This is a genomic window from Candidatus Competibacteraceae bacterium (genome assembly GCA_016699715.1).
Taxonomy (GTDB): domain Bacteria; phylum Pseudomonadota; class Gammaproteobacteria; order Competibacterales; family Competibacteraceae; genus Competibacter.
The window spans coordinates 381,865-397,620 of the sequence record CP065007.1; the positions used below are offsets into that span (position 1 = coordinate 381,865).

Annotated in this window: 16 protein-coding genes; 15 read left to right on the forward strand and 1 reads right to left on the reverse strand. The window is 59.3% G+C overall.

Going from position 1 to position 15,756, the window contains the following annotated elements; translation table 11 throughout:
- Nucleotides 1–31: 31 nt before the first annotated feature.
- The 6 genes from IPM89_01720 to IPM89_01745 all read left to right on the forward strand — a co-directional run bounded on the left by IPM89_01720 (nucleotide 32) and on the right by IPM89_01745 (nucleotide 7,643).
- On the forward strand, nucleotides 32–3,016 hold the full coding sequence (locus IPM89_01720; GenBank protein ID QQS54606.1) for a hypothetical protein: 2,985 nt from the start codon (nucleotides 32–34) through the stop codon (nucleotides 3,014–3,016).
- Between the two features lie 130 nt (nucleotides 3,017–3,146).
- Complete coding sequence (gene htpG / locus IPM89_01725; protein QQS54607.1) at nucleotides 3,147–5,051, forward strand: molecular chaperone HtpG; 1,905 nt, start codon at nucleotides 3,147–3,149, stop codon at nucleotides 5,049–5,051.
- 168 nt (nucleotides 5,052–5,219) lie between these two features.
- Nucleotides 5,220–5,651: a CBS domain-containing protein gene (locus IPM89_01730; GenBank protein QQS54608.1), complete on the forward strand. Its 432-nt coding sequence runs from the start codon at nucleotides 5,220–5,222 to the stop codon at nucleotides 5,649–5,651.
- 55 nt (nucleotides 5,652–5,706) lie between these two features.
- A complete protein-coding gene (locus IPM89_01735) occupies nucleotides 5,707–6,147 on the forward strand; it encodes a YcgN family cysteine cluster protein (GenBank protein QQS54609.1) in 441 nt (146 codons plus the stop codon).
- Nucleotides 6,144–6,848 (forward strand): MBL fold metallo-hydrolase, encoded by a 705-nt coding sequence (locus IPM89_01740; protein QQS54610.1) that lies wholly within the window; start codon nucleotides 6,144–6,146, stop codon nucleotides 6,846–6,848. Before IPM89_01735 ends, IPM89_01740 begins: the two co-directional genes overlap by 4 nt.
- A gap of 15 nt (nucleotides 6,849–6,863) precedes the next feature.
- Entirely contained in the window at nucleotides 6,864–7,643 is a 780-nt protein-coding gene (locus tag IPM89_01745) for a class II glutamine amidotransferase (GenBank protein ID QQS54611.1), read from the forward strand.
- Here the strand turns inward: IPM89_01745 and IPM89_01750 are convergent.
- Nucleotides 7,640–8,176, reverse strand: coding sequence for a C40 family peptidase (locus IPM89_01750; protein QQS55737.1), 537 nt, complete (start codon nucleotides 8,174–8,176; stop codon nucleotides 7,640–7,642). The two genes, IPM89_01745 and IPM89_01750, sit on opposite strands and share 4 nt — an antisense overlap.
- 179 nt (nucleotides 8,177–8,355) lie before the next feature.
- Between IPM89_01750 and IPM89_01755 the strand changes: the two genes are divergently transcribed.
- The 9 genes from IPM89_01755 to IPM89_01795 all read left to right on the forward strand — a co-directional run bounded on the left by IPM89_01755 (nucleotide 8,356) and on the right by IPM89_01795 (nucleotide 15,702).
- Nucleotides 8,356–8,835, forward strand: coding sequence for a peptidylprolyl isomerase (locus tag IPM89_01755; GenBank protein ID QQS54612.1), 480 nt, complete (start codon nucleotides 8,356–8,358; stop codon nucleotides 8,833–8,835).
- A 104-nt stretch (nucleotides 8,836–8,939) separates the two neighbouring features.
- On the forward strand, nucleotides 8,940–9,662 hold the full coding sequence (gene minC / locus IPM89_01760) for a septum site-determining protein MinC (protein QQS54613.1): 723 nt from the start codon (nucleotides 8,940–8,942) through the stop codon (nucleotides 9,660–9,662).
- A 57-nt stretch (nucleotides 9,663–9,719) separates the two neighbouring features.
- Nucleotides 9,720–10,532, forward strand: coding sequence for a septum site-determining protein MinD (gene minD, locus IPM89_01765; GenBank protein QQS54614.1), 813 nt, complete (start codon nucleotides 9,720–9,722; stop codon nucleotides 10,530–10,532).
- Between the two features lie 3 nt (nucleotides 10,533–10,535).
- Entirely contained in the window at nucleotides 10,536–10,811 is a 276-nt protein-coding gene (minE, locus tag IPM89_01770; protein QQS54615.1) for a cell division topological specificity factor MinE, read from the forward strand.
- A 28-nt stretch (nucleotides 10,812–10,839) separates the two neighbouring features.
- Nucleotides 10,840–11,253: an RNA-binding protein gene (locus tag IPM89_01775; protein ID QQS54616.1), complete on the forward strand. Its 414-nt coding sequence runs from the start codon at nucleotides 10,840–10,842 to the stop codon at nucleotides 11,251–11,253.
- A gap of 355 nt (nucleotides 11,254–11,608) precedes the next feature.
- Nucleotides 11,609–11,851, forward strand: a complete 243-nt coding sequence (locus IPM89_01780) for an exodeoxyribonuclease VII small subunit (protein ID QQS54617.1) — start codon at nucleotides 11,609–11,611, stop codon at nucleotides 11,849–11,851.
- Nucleotides 11,851–12,747: a (2E,6E)-farnesyl diphosphate synthase gene (gene ispA / locus IPM89_01785; GenBank protein ID QQS55738.1), complete on the forward strand. Its 897-nt coding sequence runs from the start codon at nucleotides 11,851–11,853 to the stop codon at nucleotides 12,745–12,747. The genes IPM89_01780 and ispA overlap by 1 nt, the downstream gene beginning before the upstream one ends.
- A gap of 80 nt (nucleotides 12,748–12,827) precedes the next feature.
- Complete coding sequence (gene dxs / locus IPM89_01790; GenBank protein ID QQS54618.1) at nucleotides 12,828–14,714, forward strand: 1-deoxy-D-xylulose-5-phosphate synthase; 1,887 nt, start codon at nucleotides 12,828–12,830, stop codon at nucleotides 14,712–14,714.
- A 157-nt stretch (nucleotides 14,715–14,871) separates the two neighbouring features.
- A complete protein-coding gene (locus tag IPM89_01795) occupies nucleotides 14,872–15,702 on the forward strand; it encodes a GTP cyclohydrolase I FolE2 (GenBank protein ID QQS55739.1) in 831 nt (276 codons plus the stop codon).
- The last annotated feature ends 54 nt before the right edge of the window (nucleotides 15,703–15,756 follow it).

The following is a 15,756-nucleotide window of genomic DNA, read 5'->3' on the forward strand; positions in this document are numbered from 1 at the left end:
TTGTTGCATTATTTTAGATGGAGGATATGTCATGAAGAGCCTAAAATTTAAAATTTTAAATGGCGGTTTTTTATTGGTCTGGATACTTAATCTCCTGCTCATTAGTTCTGTTTGGGCGCAAGCCATAGAACAAAAACTGGAGATAGTATCGGTAGCCTCCACGCGAGCTGATTTTTCCTTATTAGCGAGAAATCTATCGGTGGGTGGGCAAATGGTATTGGAAGAGCTGCCCATCTCTGGAATGCGTGGTCAGCAGCGCCTGCTATTGGAGCGATTCTCCACTTTTGCCCCGAATGCGATACTCGTTAACAGTAGAGGTGAGCGTTTGGCAGTGCCCAACAATGCTTATTATCGAGGACAAGTTGATGGGCTTCCAGACTCTATGGTGCTAATGACAGTTCCAGAACAGGGTCAGCCGCGTGGGCTGATTTTTATCAGCAATCGTATCATAATGTTGGAAGGCCGCGTGTCTGGAGCAGTTGCTGGTTTCGATACCCGGGAGGTGGATATTCAGACGGAACTGGAGCCATTGTCGCAGGAATTCAAGTGTGATGTGGGAAAGGCTCATAGTCCAGAAAACCCAATATTAAAAAAGATATTGGGAGATCCTAGATTGAACCAGGAGTCCCCTGATCAGTTCGAGAAAGTCAGCCCGGCGGGATACACCATCAATGTCGCCGTGGAGACTGATTATGAATATTACGCTCTTTTTAATAATCAAACAGCGGCGTTGAACTACTTGAGTGATTTGATTGCTTACGCCTCTGTAATGTATGAACGGGAGGTCGGGACGCGCTTACAAATCAGTTATACCAAGTTGTGGGTGGATGGTCCAAATAGCGACCCTTGGACTGCAGCCAGTACGAGCGCGCTCTTGGGGCAATTAATGAATTATTGGAATACAAACAATTCCAGCGTTAATCGCGCAACCGTGCATATGCTGAGCGGTAGACCCTATAATAGTGGGATTGCTTATGTAGGAGTGCTTTGCAACACGCAATATGGATATGGCGTTACAACAAGTATTCGCCGTTTCGGGGACTTTAATATTAATAATCCAAGCATCGTGTGGGATATTGTCGCTGTTAGTCATGAAATAGGACATAATTTTGGTTCCGAGCATACGCACTGCTATGCGGGAATTGGCGGAAACAATAATGATGTGGATCACTGTTACGGACAAGAAAGCGGCTGTTATTCGGGTGTGGAAACCCTGCCCGCTATTAACAGTCTGACCGGCGGCGTGGCCGGTGATGGTGGGGGCACCATCATGAGTTACTGCCATCTGCTGGGTGGTATGAGTAGCCTCAGCCTGACCTTTGGACAGAATCATTCCTACGGTATTGCGGCTTACCGGGTTCCAAATCTGATGTCGGCTTTTGTAGCGGGTTCGCCGGCAAGTTGTACAACCTCGACGGTATACACTCTGACCGTTGCCAAGATCGGCATCGGTAACGGCACGGTGGGCGGCGGCGGATCGTATGCGGCGGGCGCCACGGTTGCTCTAACGGCCACGCCGGCCACCGGCAGCGTCTTTGCTGGCTGGAATCCCAGCCCCTGCGCGGCCAGCTTCGCCATGCCGGCCAGCAACCTCAGTTGCACCGCCACCTTCAACCTGGCACCGCCGAGCACCTACACCCTGACGGTCGCCAAGGCGGGCACGGGATCGGGCACGGTGGGCGGCGGCGGATCGTATGCGGCGGGCGCCACGGTTGCCCTAACGGCCACGCCGGCCACCGGTAGCGTCTTTGCCGGCTGGAATCCCAGCCCCTGCGCGGCCAGCTTCGCCATGCCGGCCAGCAACTTCAGTTGCACCGCCACCTTCAACCTGGCACCGCCGAGCACCTACACCCTGACGGTCGCCAAGGCGGGCACGGGATCGGGCACGGTGGGCGGCGGCGGATCGTATGCGGCGGGCGCCACGGTTGCCCTAACGGCCACGCCGGCCACCGGTAGCGTCTTTGCCGGCTGGAATCCCAGCCCCTGCGCGGCCAGCTTCGCCATGCCGGCCAGCAACCTCAGTTGCACCGCCACCTTCAACCTGGCACCGCCGAGCACCTACACCCTGACGGTCGCCAAGGCGGGCACGGGATCGGGCACGGTGGGCGGCGGCGGATCGTATGCGGCGGGCGCCACGGTTGCCCTAACGGCCACGCCGGCCACCGGTAGCGTCTTTGCCGGCTGGAATCCCAGCCCCTGCGCGGCCAGCTTCGCCATGCCGGCCAGCAACCTCAGTTGCACCGCCACCTTCAACCCCAGCAATCAAACCGCAGCACAGTACACCGTCGGCCTGTTCAACCCCGCCACCAGTGCCTTCTACCTCAAGAACAGCCACGCGGGCGGCGCGGCCGATCTCAGCTACCGCTACGGCCCAGCCAACGCCGGCTGGACGCCGATTGCGGGCGACTGGGACGGCGACGGCGACACCACCGTCGGCCTGTTCAACCCCGCCACCAGCGCCTTCTACCTCAAGAACAGCCACGCGGGCGGCGCGGCCGATCTCAGCTACCGCTACGGCCCAGCCAACGCCGGCTGGACGCCGATTGCGGGCGACTGGGACGGCGACGGCGACACCACCGTCGGCCTGTTCAACCCCGCCACCAGCGCCTTCTACCTCAAGAACAGCCACGCGGGCGGCGCGGCCGATCTCAGCTACCGCTACGGCCCAGCCAACGCCGGCTGGACGCCGATTGCGGGCGACTGGGACAGCGACGGTGACACCACCGTCGGCCTGTTCAACCCCGCCACCAGCGCCTTCTACCTCAAGAACAGCCACGCGGGCGGCGTGGCCGATGTCGTGTTTCGCTTCGGTCCGGCCAATGCCGGTTGGATTCCCCTCGCGGGCGACTGGGACGGCGACGGCGACACCACCGTCGGCCTGTTCAACCCCGGCACCAGCACCTTCTATCTGAAGAACAGCCACGCGGGCGGCGCGGCCGATGTCGTGTTTCGCTTCGGTCCGGCCAACGCCGGTTGGATTCCGCTGGTGGGGTATTGGAACGGACCTAATCCATAGGGTTTTCCGTAGCCCGGATGTAACCTGCTACATGCATCCGGGCTTGTACGGAAGCATTACCTTGAAATCCCGCCAGCCGCCCGCATATTCGCTCCTGGCATACGCACACCACCCAGGAGACCCGTTCCCCATGACCGTTGAAGCCCATAAGGAAACCCTTGGTTTTCAGGCCGAGGTGCAGCAGTTACTGCGCCTGGTCGCGCATTCGCTGTATTCCAACAAGGAGGTCTTCCTCCGCGAGTTGATCTCCAACGCCTCCGACGCCTGCGACAAATTGCGCTTCGAGGCACTTACCGACGGCGCTTTGTACGAGAGCGATCCCGAATTGAGAATCCGGGTAAGTTTCGACAAGGATGCCCGCACTATCACCGTGTCCGATAACGGCATCGGCATGGATCGGCAGGAAGTCATCGACAATATCGGCACGATCGCCCGTTCCGGCACCCGCCAGTTCATGCAGAAGCTGAGTGGCGATCAGGCCCGCGATGCCAACCTGATCGGCCAGTTTGGTGTTGGTTTCTACTCCAGCTTCGTCGTCGCCGACAAGGTTACGCTGCACACCCGCCGCGCTGGCATGGGGCCGGAGCATGGCGTGCTTTGGGAATCCACCGGCGAGGGCGAGTACGCACTGGAAACCATTGAAAAACCGACGCGTGGTACCGAGGTGATTCTCCATCTGCGCGAGGAAGAGAGCGATCTGCTGAACGAGTGGCAGTTGCGCTCCATCATCACCAAGTATTCCGACCACATCACGCTGCCGGTGATGATGCAGGTAGAAAAATTCAGCGAAGACAAGGATGCACCGCCGACCGTCGAAGAGGAACGTATCAATCAGGCGGCGGCGCTGTGGGCACGGCCCAAACAGGAAATCAAGGAAGAGGAATACAAGGAGTTTTACAAGCATGTCGGTCACGATTTCGAAGACCCGCTGACCTGGACCCACAACCGGGTCGAGGGCAAGCTGGAATACACCTCGCTGCTGTTTATCCCGGCTCGCGCGCCGTTCGATCTCTGGGATCGTGAACAGCGTCACGGGGTGAAGCTGTACGTACAGCGGGTGTTCATCATGGACGATGCCGAGCATCTGATGCCGCGTTACCTGCGCTTCGTGCGCGGCGTGATCGATTCCAACGACCTGCCGCTCAACATCTCCCGCGAAATCCTGCAAGGCAGCAAGATCGTGGACAGCATTCGTGGCGGATCGGTCAAGAAAGTGCTGGGGTTGCTGGAGGACATGGCGGCCAACAATGCCGAGAAATACGGCAAATTCTGGAAGGATTTTGGGCGGGTCCTTAAGGAAGGGCCGGCGGAGGATCATGGTAATCGCGAGCAAATCGCCAAACTGCTGCGTTTTGCCTCGACTCACAACGACAGCGCCGAGCAGACCGTCGCGTTGGCGGACTACGTCGGCCGGATGAAGGAAGGACAGGACAAGATTTACTACATTAGCGCCGACAGCTTCGCCGCCGCTAAAAACAGCCCGCACCTGGAAGTGTTCCGCAAGAAAGGCTTGGAGGTTTTGTTACTGACCGATCGGGTGGACGAGTGGTTGATGTCGCACCTGACCGAGTTCGAAGGCAAGCATCTCCAGTCGGTTGCCAAGGGAGCGCTGGATCTGGACAAGATCGCTTCGGAGGAGGAAAAGCAGGAGCAGAAGCAGGCCGAGGATCAGTTCAAGGATTTGCTAACCCGAGTCAAGGAGGTGTTGGGCGACAAGGTCAACGAAGTGCGGGTTTCCTCACGGCTGACCGATTCTCCGGCCTGTCTGGTGGTGGACGATTACGCGCTTAGTTCTCACCTGGAGCGCCTGCTGCGCGAGGCGGGTCAGAACGTGCCGTCGAGTAAGCCGCATCTGGAGTTGAATCCCCAGCACCCGCTGGTCGCCCGGTTGAAGGACGAAGCGGACGCCGACCGCTTCGGCGACTGGACCCATTTATTGTTCGAGCAGGCGATGCTGGCCGAGGGGGGGCAACTGGAAGATCCAGCCAGCTTTGTGAAACGGTTGAACGGTCTGTTGCTGACGCTGGGTCGCTAAAAAGCGCCTACACTACACGGCGAGGGGTTGCGTGACCTGTTGCGGCAGGGTTAGCCCCCGCCCTGTGGTTTCTGTCGCTAAAACCGACGATTCTGATAAATTATTATTGACGAGCCATGTTGCTCGACTCAATGAAGTTGAAGTTAATGATGAGGGAGGTATCTATCCATGATGCAACTGAAGGAAGTGCTGAAGAACAAAGGTGGCGAACCGGTGATCGTGCCGGAAGCCAGCACGGTGGCGTCCGCCATTCGCACCATGAATGCCAAACGCGTTGGGTCGGTGATGGTGCAAGGTCCTGGCGGCGAGCCGATGGGTATCCTGACGGAGCGCGATGTGTTGCGGCTGTATGCCGAGGGCGAAAGCGATTTCGAAACCATGCTGGTTAAGGACTGGATGACCACCAGCATTTATGTCTGCAAACCGGGTGACACCGTCGGCGAGGCGCTGGCCGTGATGACCACCAAACGATTCCGCCATATTCCGGTGGTGGAGGACGGTAGAATGGTGGGAGTGGTTTCCATCGGCGACTTGGTGAAAGCCAAACTCGAGGAAACCGCCGTCGAAGCGCGGGCCCTGCGCGAGTACATCAATTCCTGACTCAATGGGGACGCCGGGGCGGCGTCCCTGTTTTTCCACTGACTGGTCGGTCGCCATGAATACCATCTCTCGCTTCTGGGAAGAAAAATCCCTTGCTGATCTGACCTTGGCGGAATGGGAGGCGCTCTGCGACGGTTGCGGCAAATGCTGCCTGCACAAGCTGGAAGATGAAGACACGGGTGAACTATTCCACACCAACGTCGCTTGCCGGTTGCTGAATCTCAAGACCGGACGCTGCACCCGCTACGCCGACCGGTTTCGCTGGGTGCCCGATTGCGTGCAGTTGACGCCGGCCGAGGTGGAGCGGGTCAACTGGCTGCCGCCCACCTGTGCGTACCGGCTGCAAGCGGAGCGCAAGCCGTTGCCGAGCTGGCATCCATTACGGACCCACGATTCCGATTCGACCCGCCAGGCGGGCATGAGCGTATGCGGTTGGGTCGTGTCGGAACGACGAAACCGGCGACTGGAAGACCATATTGTTGAGTGGCCATCATGAAAGTCTGCTGTTTTACCCTAGGCGCGTTCCAAGTCAATGCCTATTTACTGGAAGATCCAGTCTCAGGGGCCTGTGCCGTGGTCGATACCGGCGACGACTCGCAACTGGCGAATGCCTTGGCCGACCTGCGGCCGCGCCCGGACCTGCGAGCTATTCTGCTGACCCACGCGCATTTCGACCATGCCGGCGGTTTGACCGACCTGCAGCGGGAATTCCCCGAGGCGGTCACCTACCTGCCGGCTTTGGAGCGACCGATGTTCGAGCTATTGCCCCAGCAGGGTTCCCTGCTGTTCGGCATGGCCGATTTTGACCGGCCGAGCGGCCGGGTCGACCGGGAAGTGCGGGACGACGATACGCTTGAACTGGGCGGCGAGTTGCGCTTTCGCTTTCTGTCCACCCCGGGGCATACGCCGGGACAGGGCTGCTATTACGACGATACCCATATCTTCGTCGGCGATACGCTGTTCGCCGGCAGTGTCGGCCGGACCGATTTTCCCATGAGCGATCCCGATCTAGTGCAAGCCAGCTTGCGTCGGTTGCTGGAACTGCCGGGGCATCTGATCGTATGCAGTGGTCACGGGCCGGTAACGACCTTGGAGCAGGAGCTGAAGAGCAACCCGTTCCTGGATTATCTGCGTCGCGAGCGGGGTCTGGCGGAACCATCCGGCTGGCGGTCGCCGCTGGGGGCCAACTGGGGTTAGCGAGAGGGGTGGGAGATGTGCGAATTGCTCGGGATGAGCGCCAATGTGCCCACCGATATCTGTTTTAGCTTTACCGGCCTGATGCAGCGCGGTGGCAGGACCGGACCCCATCGAGACGGATGGGGCATCGCCTTTTACGAGGGACGTGGTTGTCGCGCCTTTCACGATCCCCATCCCAGCGCCGAGTCGGAAATCGCCCGTTTGGTACAGCGCTACGCCATCAAGAGCCGGATCGTGGTCAGCCACATCCGCCGCGCCAATCGTGGCCGGGTCTGCCTGGAAAACACCCATCCGTTCGGCCGTGAGCTGTGGGGTCGGCATTGGGTGTTTGCCCATAATGGTCAATTGCGGGGAGTCAAGCGATTACCGCTGCATTTTTACCGCCCCATCGGCAGCACCGACAGCGAACACGCTTTCTGCTGGCTACTGGATCGCATCCGCACCCGATTTCCCCAACCGCCGCGGCGACCAGCGGCGCTATGGCACTATGTCCGCGCCTTGGCTGGGGAATTGAACCTGCGAGGGGTGTGCAATTTCCTGCTGAGCGACGCCGATTATCTGTACGCGCATTGCAGCACGCAACTGTCATGGCTGACCCGGCGAGCGCCATTCGGCAAGGCCTGCTTGATGGACGCTGACATGATGGTGGATTTCCAGGCGGAAACCACGCCTGACGATGTCGTGACCGTGGTGGCGACCCGGCCGCTAACCGACAACGAGCCGTGGACGATCATGAATGCCGGAACCCTGGCGATCTTTGACGCTGGCGAGCCAGTGGCCATGCTCGATCGTTAGCTGGAAGGGCCACCGTTGGTCGGTGCCGCATATTGGACCAGCGATGTCGTGCCACCGAGAAACGTTGCGCCTCCGACTAGGCGCTGTCGCCAGTAGCGCCGATTCAAGCTGACTTTGCGGACTCGGCCACTGCCGGAGGAGGCGTGGATCATTTGTCCCTTGCCGGCGTAGATGCCGACATGTGAAACCCTGCCGTTGTTGCCGGTACGGAAGAACAGCAGATCGCCGGGCAGGACCTTGCGCTGCGGTCGTGCCGACCGGAACTGCTCCATCGCCGTGCGCGGCAGCCGGATACCGGCCTGCAAATAAGCGTACTGCACCAGACCGCTGCAATCCACTCCGCCGGGCGATTCGCCGCCCAGCACGTATGGTGTGCCGATCAGTTGTTCGGCGGTGCCGAGAATGCGCTGGCGCGCGGCGGTGTACGAGTCACCGCGGGCCGGCGCCGACGGTGCCGCGCAACCTCCCAGCCAAAATAATCCGGATAGCAGCAGCGCAAGAAAAGCTCGGTAGATGCACGACGGAATGAGCATCACGACAGTTCCCTTTAAGCTAAGGATGGTTAAAGTATATAGGCTAGACTGTGTTTGGCGGGAGAGTGGGAGGCGGCGGCATGCCGGCTAATCAGATAAGCGGATGGTCGGGTTTAGTGCGGCGAAAACATCGTCCATGATCTATAGTACAATTTTGTTTCAACCTGACGGATGGGCTCATGAAGGCGGAAAAAGATAAAATCGTATCCCTGCATTACACTTTGACTGATGATGGTGGCATGACTCTCGACTCCAGCCGCGGGCGCGAGCCACTGACTTACTTGCATGGTCACGGCAATATCATCCGGGGTTTGGAGGCGGCGCTGGAGGGCAATGAAGCCGGTTTCAGTTCCTCCGTCCTGGTGGCGCCCGCCGATGGCTATGGCGAATACAACCCGCAAGCCGTGTTCGAAGTGCCGCGCGAACAGTTTCCTCCGAACGAGACTATTCAAGCCGGCATGCAGGTCCAAGGCGAAAGCCCCGATGGCGTAATGAATTTCACGGTGGTGGCGGTGAACGAGAAAGGTGTGGTCTTGGACGCCAACCACCCGATGGCCGGCAAGAACCTGAATTTCGAGGTGGAGGTACTGGACGTGCGAGACGCGAGCGCACAAGAGTTATCCCACGGACATGTTCATCCACACGGTCATGATCATTGAGCCACCAACGGCGGCCGGCCGGGCCGGATGCGTGTTCATCGGTAACGGTTGATGTGTAGAATGATGTTCTACACTTGCGTTTAGCTCAAGGTGCCTCAATCGCCATGCTGCTGAAATCCTCTCCTCTCACCAGCGAAGAGCCACCGCCCTTCGAACTCAAGGCTAGCCTGTTTACGCTGACTGTCCTGTATCTGTTTAAGTTGGATCGGGTCGCCATCGAGCGGCATCTGACGGAGAAAATCAAACAGGCTCCCAGTTTTTTCAATAACACGCCGGTGGTGATCGATCTGGAAGGACTGCATGAATCCAGGGAAGGCGTGGATTTCATCGCACTGTACGAGCTGCTGAGAGGATGCGGCATGGTGCCGGTGGGGATTCGTAACGGCAATCCCAAACTACAGGCGGTTGCCCGATTGGCGGGGTTGCCGTTGTTGCCCGAAAGCCGCTCCGCCAGCCCCGCCAGGAAACCCGAGCAACGGGCCGAGCCGGTGTCGGCGCGCGGCCTGATCGTTAGCCATCCGGTGCGTTCGGGCCAGCAAATCTATGCTCCGAATGGCGATTTGATCATTCTGGGTACAGTCAGCGCCGGCGCCGAAATCATGGCGGACGGCCATGTCCATGTCTATGGATTGCTGCGGGGGCGCGCTCAGGCGGGAATGAAGGGTGACCTGGAAGCGCGAATCTTCTGTCAGGGACTGGAAGCGGAATTGGTCTCGATCGCCGGTCGCTACCGGGTCAGCGAGCAGATCGGCTCGGGCGATTGGGGTAAGGCCGCTCAGATCCATTTGGCGGATGATCGATTGATTATCGAGCATCTGACCCGTTGACCGATGGGTCCGGCGCAGTTCATGAATTTTTAAAACACAACTTGTAGGAACAGCAGCTTGGCAACCGTGATCGTTGTGACTTCCGGCAAGGGGGGTGTGGGCAAGACCACGACCAGCGCCAGTTTCGCTACCGGTCTGGCCCAGCGTGGCTACCGGACCGCCGTCATCGATTTCGATGTTGGATTGCGCAATTTGGACCTGATCATGGGTTGCGAACGCCGGGTTGTGTATGACTTCATCAACGTCATCAACAACGAGGCCAATCTCAATCAGGCCCTGATTCGCGACAAGCGTGTGGAAAACCTCTACATCCTACCGGCCTCGCAGACCCGCGACAAGGACGCGCTCACCAAGGAAGGCGTGGAGAGAATCCTGCACGAACTTAAGCAGAGTTTTGATTACATCGTCTGCGACTCGCCCGCCGGCATCGAGCGGGGGGCGCTGATGTCGCTGTATTTTGCTGATGAAGCATTGGTGGTTACCAACCCGGAAGTTTCATCGGTGCGCGATTCCGATCGCATCCTCGGCATTCTGGCCAGTCGTTCGCGTCGAGCCGAACAAGGCGACGAGCCAGTCAAGGAGCATTTGGTGCTGGCGCGCTACGCGCCGGAGCGCGCGGATCGGGGCGATATGCTGGGCGTGGATGATGTGTTGGAGATACTGGGCATTTCGTTGTTGGGCGTGATTCCGGAATCGCCGACTGTTTTGCAATCCTCAAATGCCGGTGTTCCCGTGATTTTGGAGGAGGGTAGCGATGCGGGCGCCGCCTATAGCGATCTGGTTGACCGCTTCCTGGGTAAGAATCTGCCGCATCGGTTTCTCATGACCCAGAAAAAGGGGTTTCTGAAGCGTCTATTTGGCGGGAACTAAGCCATGGGCATTTTTGATTACTTTCGCGCGCCGCCTAGCAAATCGGCGGCGCTGGCCAAGGAAAGATTGCAGATCATCGTCGCGCATGAGCGGGGTAATCGCCGTGGCAGCCCCGACTACCTGCCTGTGCTCAAAAAAGAGCTGTTGGAGGTGGTGCGTAAATATGTGCCGATCGATCAGAGTCAGATCAAGGTGCATCTGGATCGTGAAGGAGACTGCGAAATTCTGGAATTGAATATCACCTTGCCCGATGAAGAACAGCGCCTCAGCCAGCGCTAGCGCGGGGTCTAATTGCTATTGGATCAAGATGGGGTCGGCGGTGGTCGCGGGCGATAACGAAAACCGGATTCGGCTCGACAAGTGGTTGTGGGCCGCGCGGTTCTTCAAGACACGCGCCTTGGCGGTCGAAGCGGTTGCCGGCGGTAAGGTTCATGCCGGTGGCCAGCGCGTCAAACCCGCCCACGCCGTGCGCGTGGGGGAAGTCCTGTCTATCCAGCGCGGTCCCGATCGGTACATCGTTACGGTCAAGGCGCTCAGCGAGCGGCGTGGCCCCGCCAAGGAAGCGGCTCTGCTGTACGAAGAGAGTGTCGAGAGTCGCCAGTCTCGCGAAGCGCTCGGCGAGCAGCGACGCCTGCTACAGTTCGGTTCTCCCCCTCCCAATGGTCGCCCCACCAAGCAGGACCGCCGCCGCATCGTCCGCTTTACCCAGCGGGGCGAGTAGAGCGGGGCCATCGCCGACCTCGTTCGATGATCCCCCTCGCGAGTACCCGGTTAGTTTGCCAACTTCCCCAATACAAGATGATCGAGATGGCTCGCGACCGGAGGCCAAGACCAGGAAAATGCATGCCGGCAAGGACGCCGATCCGGTGGTGTTCTCCAAGATTGCCGACCCGGTGTGAGCACCGCCGCCCAGCCGTGGGCAACCGAAGGAATCACGGGCGGGCGTCAGGGAGAAAAGCGGGGTCAGGGCGCGACCCTTTCCACATTTTCGGACCTCACTGCGGATTTGCGCACGAAATTGACCGTTCGCCAACCGCAAGGTAACGTAAGCGCCTACCGAAAACGGATGGGCAGGTATGACGGCTAAGAAACACTCCCCTCTTTCTTTCGAGGCGGCTCTGACCGAACTGGAAAGCGTGGTCGCGCAGCTCGAACAGGGCGAACTGAGTCTCGAAGAAACCTTGCAACGGTTCGAGCAGGGGGTTGCCTTGACACGAACCTGCCAAATCGCCCTGCAACTGGCCGAGCAAAAAGTGGAACAATTGCTTGAGCAAAAAGGTGGCCTGGAAATTCTGCCGTTCGACGAGACAGCGGTGTGATGACCATGGTTTTGGAATGGAGTAGTCACTATCAAAGCCACGCCAACCAAGCACTCGACCAACGGTTACCAGCCGCGGATCTCCACCCCGGCGATCTGCATCAGGCCATGCGCTACGCGGTACTGGGAGGTGGCAAACGCATCCGGCCAGTGCTGGTTTACTCGGCTGGCGCGGCGGTCGGCGCGGTGCTTGAATCCTTGGACGGTCCGGCTTGCGCGGTGGAATTCATCCATGCCTATTCCCTGATCCACGACGACTTGCCGGCGATGGATAACGACGAATTGCGCCACGGTCGGCCAACCTGCCACAGGGTGTTCGGCGAGGCGCTGGCGATCCTGGCCGGCGACGCCTTGCAGGCGCTGGCATTCCAGGTGTTGGCTCAGGATCCCGCCATGATCCCCGATTCCGCCATTCGCATGCGGATGCTCGGCCTATTGGCGCAAGCCGCCGGTTCACGTGGGTTGGTGGGTGGTCAGGCCATTGATCTGGCGGCGGTCGGTCGGGATGATCTGACTCTGGCGGAATTGGAAAATATGCATATCCACAAAACTGGCGCATTGATTCGTGCCAGTGTGCTGCTTGGAGCGCTCAGTCGGCCGGAAGTCGAGCCCGCGGTGTTGGAGCGCTTGGATCGCTATGCCAAATGCATCGGTCTGGCCTTCCAAATTCGCGATGACATTCTCGATGTGGTCGGCGATACCGCCACTCTCGGTAAGACCCAGGGGGCCGACCGGGTGCTCAACAAGCCTACTTACCCCGCGCTGCTGGGTTTGGACGGTGCCCGCGAGCACGCGCGCGCGCTGCACCAGGAAGCGCTGGCCAGCCTTGAGCCCTTGGGGGCCGAAGCCGATCCGCTGCGTTGGCTTGCCACTTACATCGTCGAGCGCGCCTACTAGCCAGCTTGAAGTGTTGGGTGGCCATAGCCACTCGACGCATCCCTCACGTAAAACCACGAATGGGCATGGACTTTGTCACGATGACCACCGGATCCGCTTTTCCGTTGCTGGAACAGATCGATACGCCGCTCGACCTGCGGCAGTTGCCCGAAGCGCGCTTGCCGGAATTGGCCTGCGAACTGCGTGAGTTTCTCATCCAAACCGTCGCCAGGACCGGGGGGCATTTCGCTGCCAATCTGGGCACCGTGGAATTGACCATCGCCCTGCATTATGTGTTTGACACGCCCGAGGATCGCTTGGTCTGGGATGTGGGCCATCAAACCTATCCGCACAAGATTCTGACTGGCCGTCGAACCCAGATGGAAACCCTGCGGCGCAAAGGCGGTATCGCCGGGTTCCCCAAGCGGGACGAAAGCCCCTACGATACCTTTGGTGTCGGTCATTCCAGCACCTCGCTCAGCGCGGCGCTGGGCATGGCCATCGCCGCCGAGCAGGCAAGCAGCGACCGCAAGGTGGTGGCGGTGATCGGCGATGGCGCCATGACCGCCGGCATGGCATTCGAAGCACTCAATCATGCCGGCCATCTAAAGCCCGACCTGTTGGTGGTGCTGAACGATAACGAAATGTCGATTTCGCCAAACGTCGGCGCCTTATCGGCCCATCTAACCAAGCTGCTGTCGGGTCGATTCTTCTCCAGTGTCCGGGAAGGCGGTAAACGCATGCTCAGTCGGGTGCCGCCCATGCTGGAAGTGGCACGACGCGCCGAGGAACACGTCAAAGGCATGTTTGCTCCCGGCACCCTCTTCGAGGAGCTGGGTTTCAATTATTTCGGACCAGTGGACGGGCATGACCTACCGACGCTGGTTCAGACCCTGCACAACCTGCGGGCGCTTGAGGGACCACGACTGTTGCATGTGGTCACCCGCAAGGGCAAGGGTTATCCGCCGGCGGAGGATGAACCGGTTGGCTATCACGGAGTCGGTATTTTCGACCCGGCGTGCGGGCTCAAGCCAGCCAGGCCGGGCGGGGGACCGAGCTATACCCAGGTGTTCGGGGAATGGCTGTGCGATATGGCCGAGCGGGACGAGCGTTTGATCGGCATTACCCCGGCCATGCGGGAAGGATCCGGTCTGGTGGAGTTTGCGGAGCGCTTTCCGGATCGCTATTTCGATGTGGCGATCGCCGAACAGCATGCGGTCACGCTGGCCGCCGGTCTGGCCTGCGAGGGGTTCAAGCCGGTGGTGGCGATTTATTCCACGTTCCTGCAACGCGCTTACGATCAATTGATTCATGATGTCGCCCTGCAAAATTTGCCGGTGCTGTTCGCCATTGATCGTGCCGGGTTGGTGGGACCCGACGGGCCGACCCACGCCGGCAACTTCGACTACAGCTACCTGCGCTGCATTCCCAATCTGGTGGTGATGGCCCCGGCCGATGAGGACGAATGCCGGCGGATGCTCTACACCGGGTTCCAGTTGAACCAGCCGGCGGCGGTGCGCTATCCGCGCGGCAAGGGTGCTGGAGTGGAAGTGCGGCGAGGGGAGATGCGGGCGTTGCCACTCGGGGAAGCCGTCGTCCGCCGTCGCGGCCGGGATCTGGCATTGCTGGCCTTCGGCAGCATGGTGGAGGTGGCCGAGATTGTGGCTCGACAGATGGATGCCACCGTGGTGAACATGCGCTTTATCAAACCACTGGATGAAGCGGTTGTGGTACGGTTGGCCGCCGAACACCGCTGGCTGGTGACCTTGGAAGAGAATACGGTGGCCGGTGGCGCGGGCAGCGCGGTGAACGAGTGTCTGGCGGCACGGAGTATTCAAGTCCCGGTTTACAATATCGGATTACCGGATCGCTTCGTGAGCCAGGGCGAGCGCGATGAACTGTTGGCCGAATGCGGTTTGGATGTGGAAGGCGTGCTCCGGCAACTGACGGATTGGGGGATAAAGCGCTCCGTCCCGCCCTCGGTGTGATGACTGAGCGATATGCTCGGGAATTAACCGTCGATTTGATCATCCAACCAGTGGCGTCGAAACACTTCCGCGACCGGTTGGAACGGTGCGAGGCGTTGGATCTTGAATGAAGCGCGCGAAGGCGCGCGGTTGAGAGGATTGCATGAAGCCATCAATGATGAGTCCCGCGGCCATGCCGGCGGTAATCCATATTCCCGACGTGCAGAACAGCGCCGATACCCGCCGATTGGCGATCAACAAGGTGGGAATCAAGGATATCCGCCATCCGGTCAAAGTCCGTGATCGCAGCGGGGGCGAACAGCACACCATTGCCACATTCAATATGTATGTGAATCTGCCTCATAATTTCAAGGGCACGCACATGTCGCGTTTCGTGGAGATTCTGAACGTGCCGGGCCGCGAGATTTCGGTGGATTCCTTCAAGGACATGCTGACCGAGATGACCGGGCGACTGGAAGCGGAAGCCGGTCATATCGAGATGACCTTCATGTATTTCGTCACCAAGGTGGCGCCGGTATCCGCAGTCCAGAGCCTGATGGATTACGAGGTGACCTTCATTGGCGAGATTCGTGACAACCGGCCGACCATGAACGTCAAAGTCGTGGTGCCGGTGACCAGCCTATGCCCCTGTTCGAAGAAAATTTCCAAATACGGCGCGCATAATCAGCGCTCACATGTGACAGTCAATGTGCGCGCCCAGGATTTTATCTGGATCGAGGACATCATCGACTTGGTGGAAAAGGAAGCGTCCTGCGAATTGTACGGATTGCTCAAGCGTCCGGACGAGAAGTATGTCACCGAGCGAGCCTACGACAATCCCAAGTTTGTCGAGGATATGGTGCGCGATATTGCCGCCAAGTTGAATCAGGATGATCGCGTTGCGGCATATGCGGTGGAGTCGGAGAATTTCGAATCCATCCACAACCACTCGGCTTATGCCATGATCGAGCATGACAAGGAAGGAGTGGCCGATCTGGAGCCGGTTTAAGTCGAGTGCGCTGTCCGGCGGGATGAAAAAAGCCGCTCCAGTGAACGGCTTTTT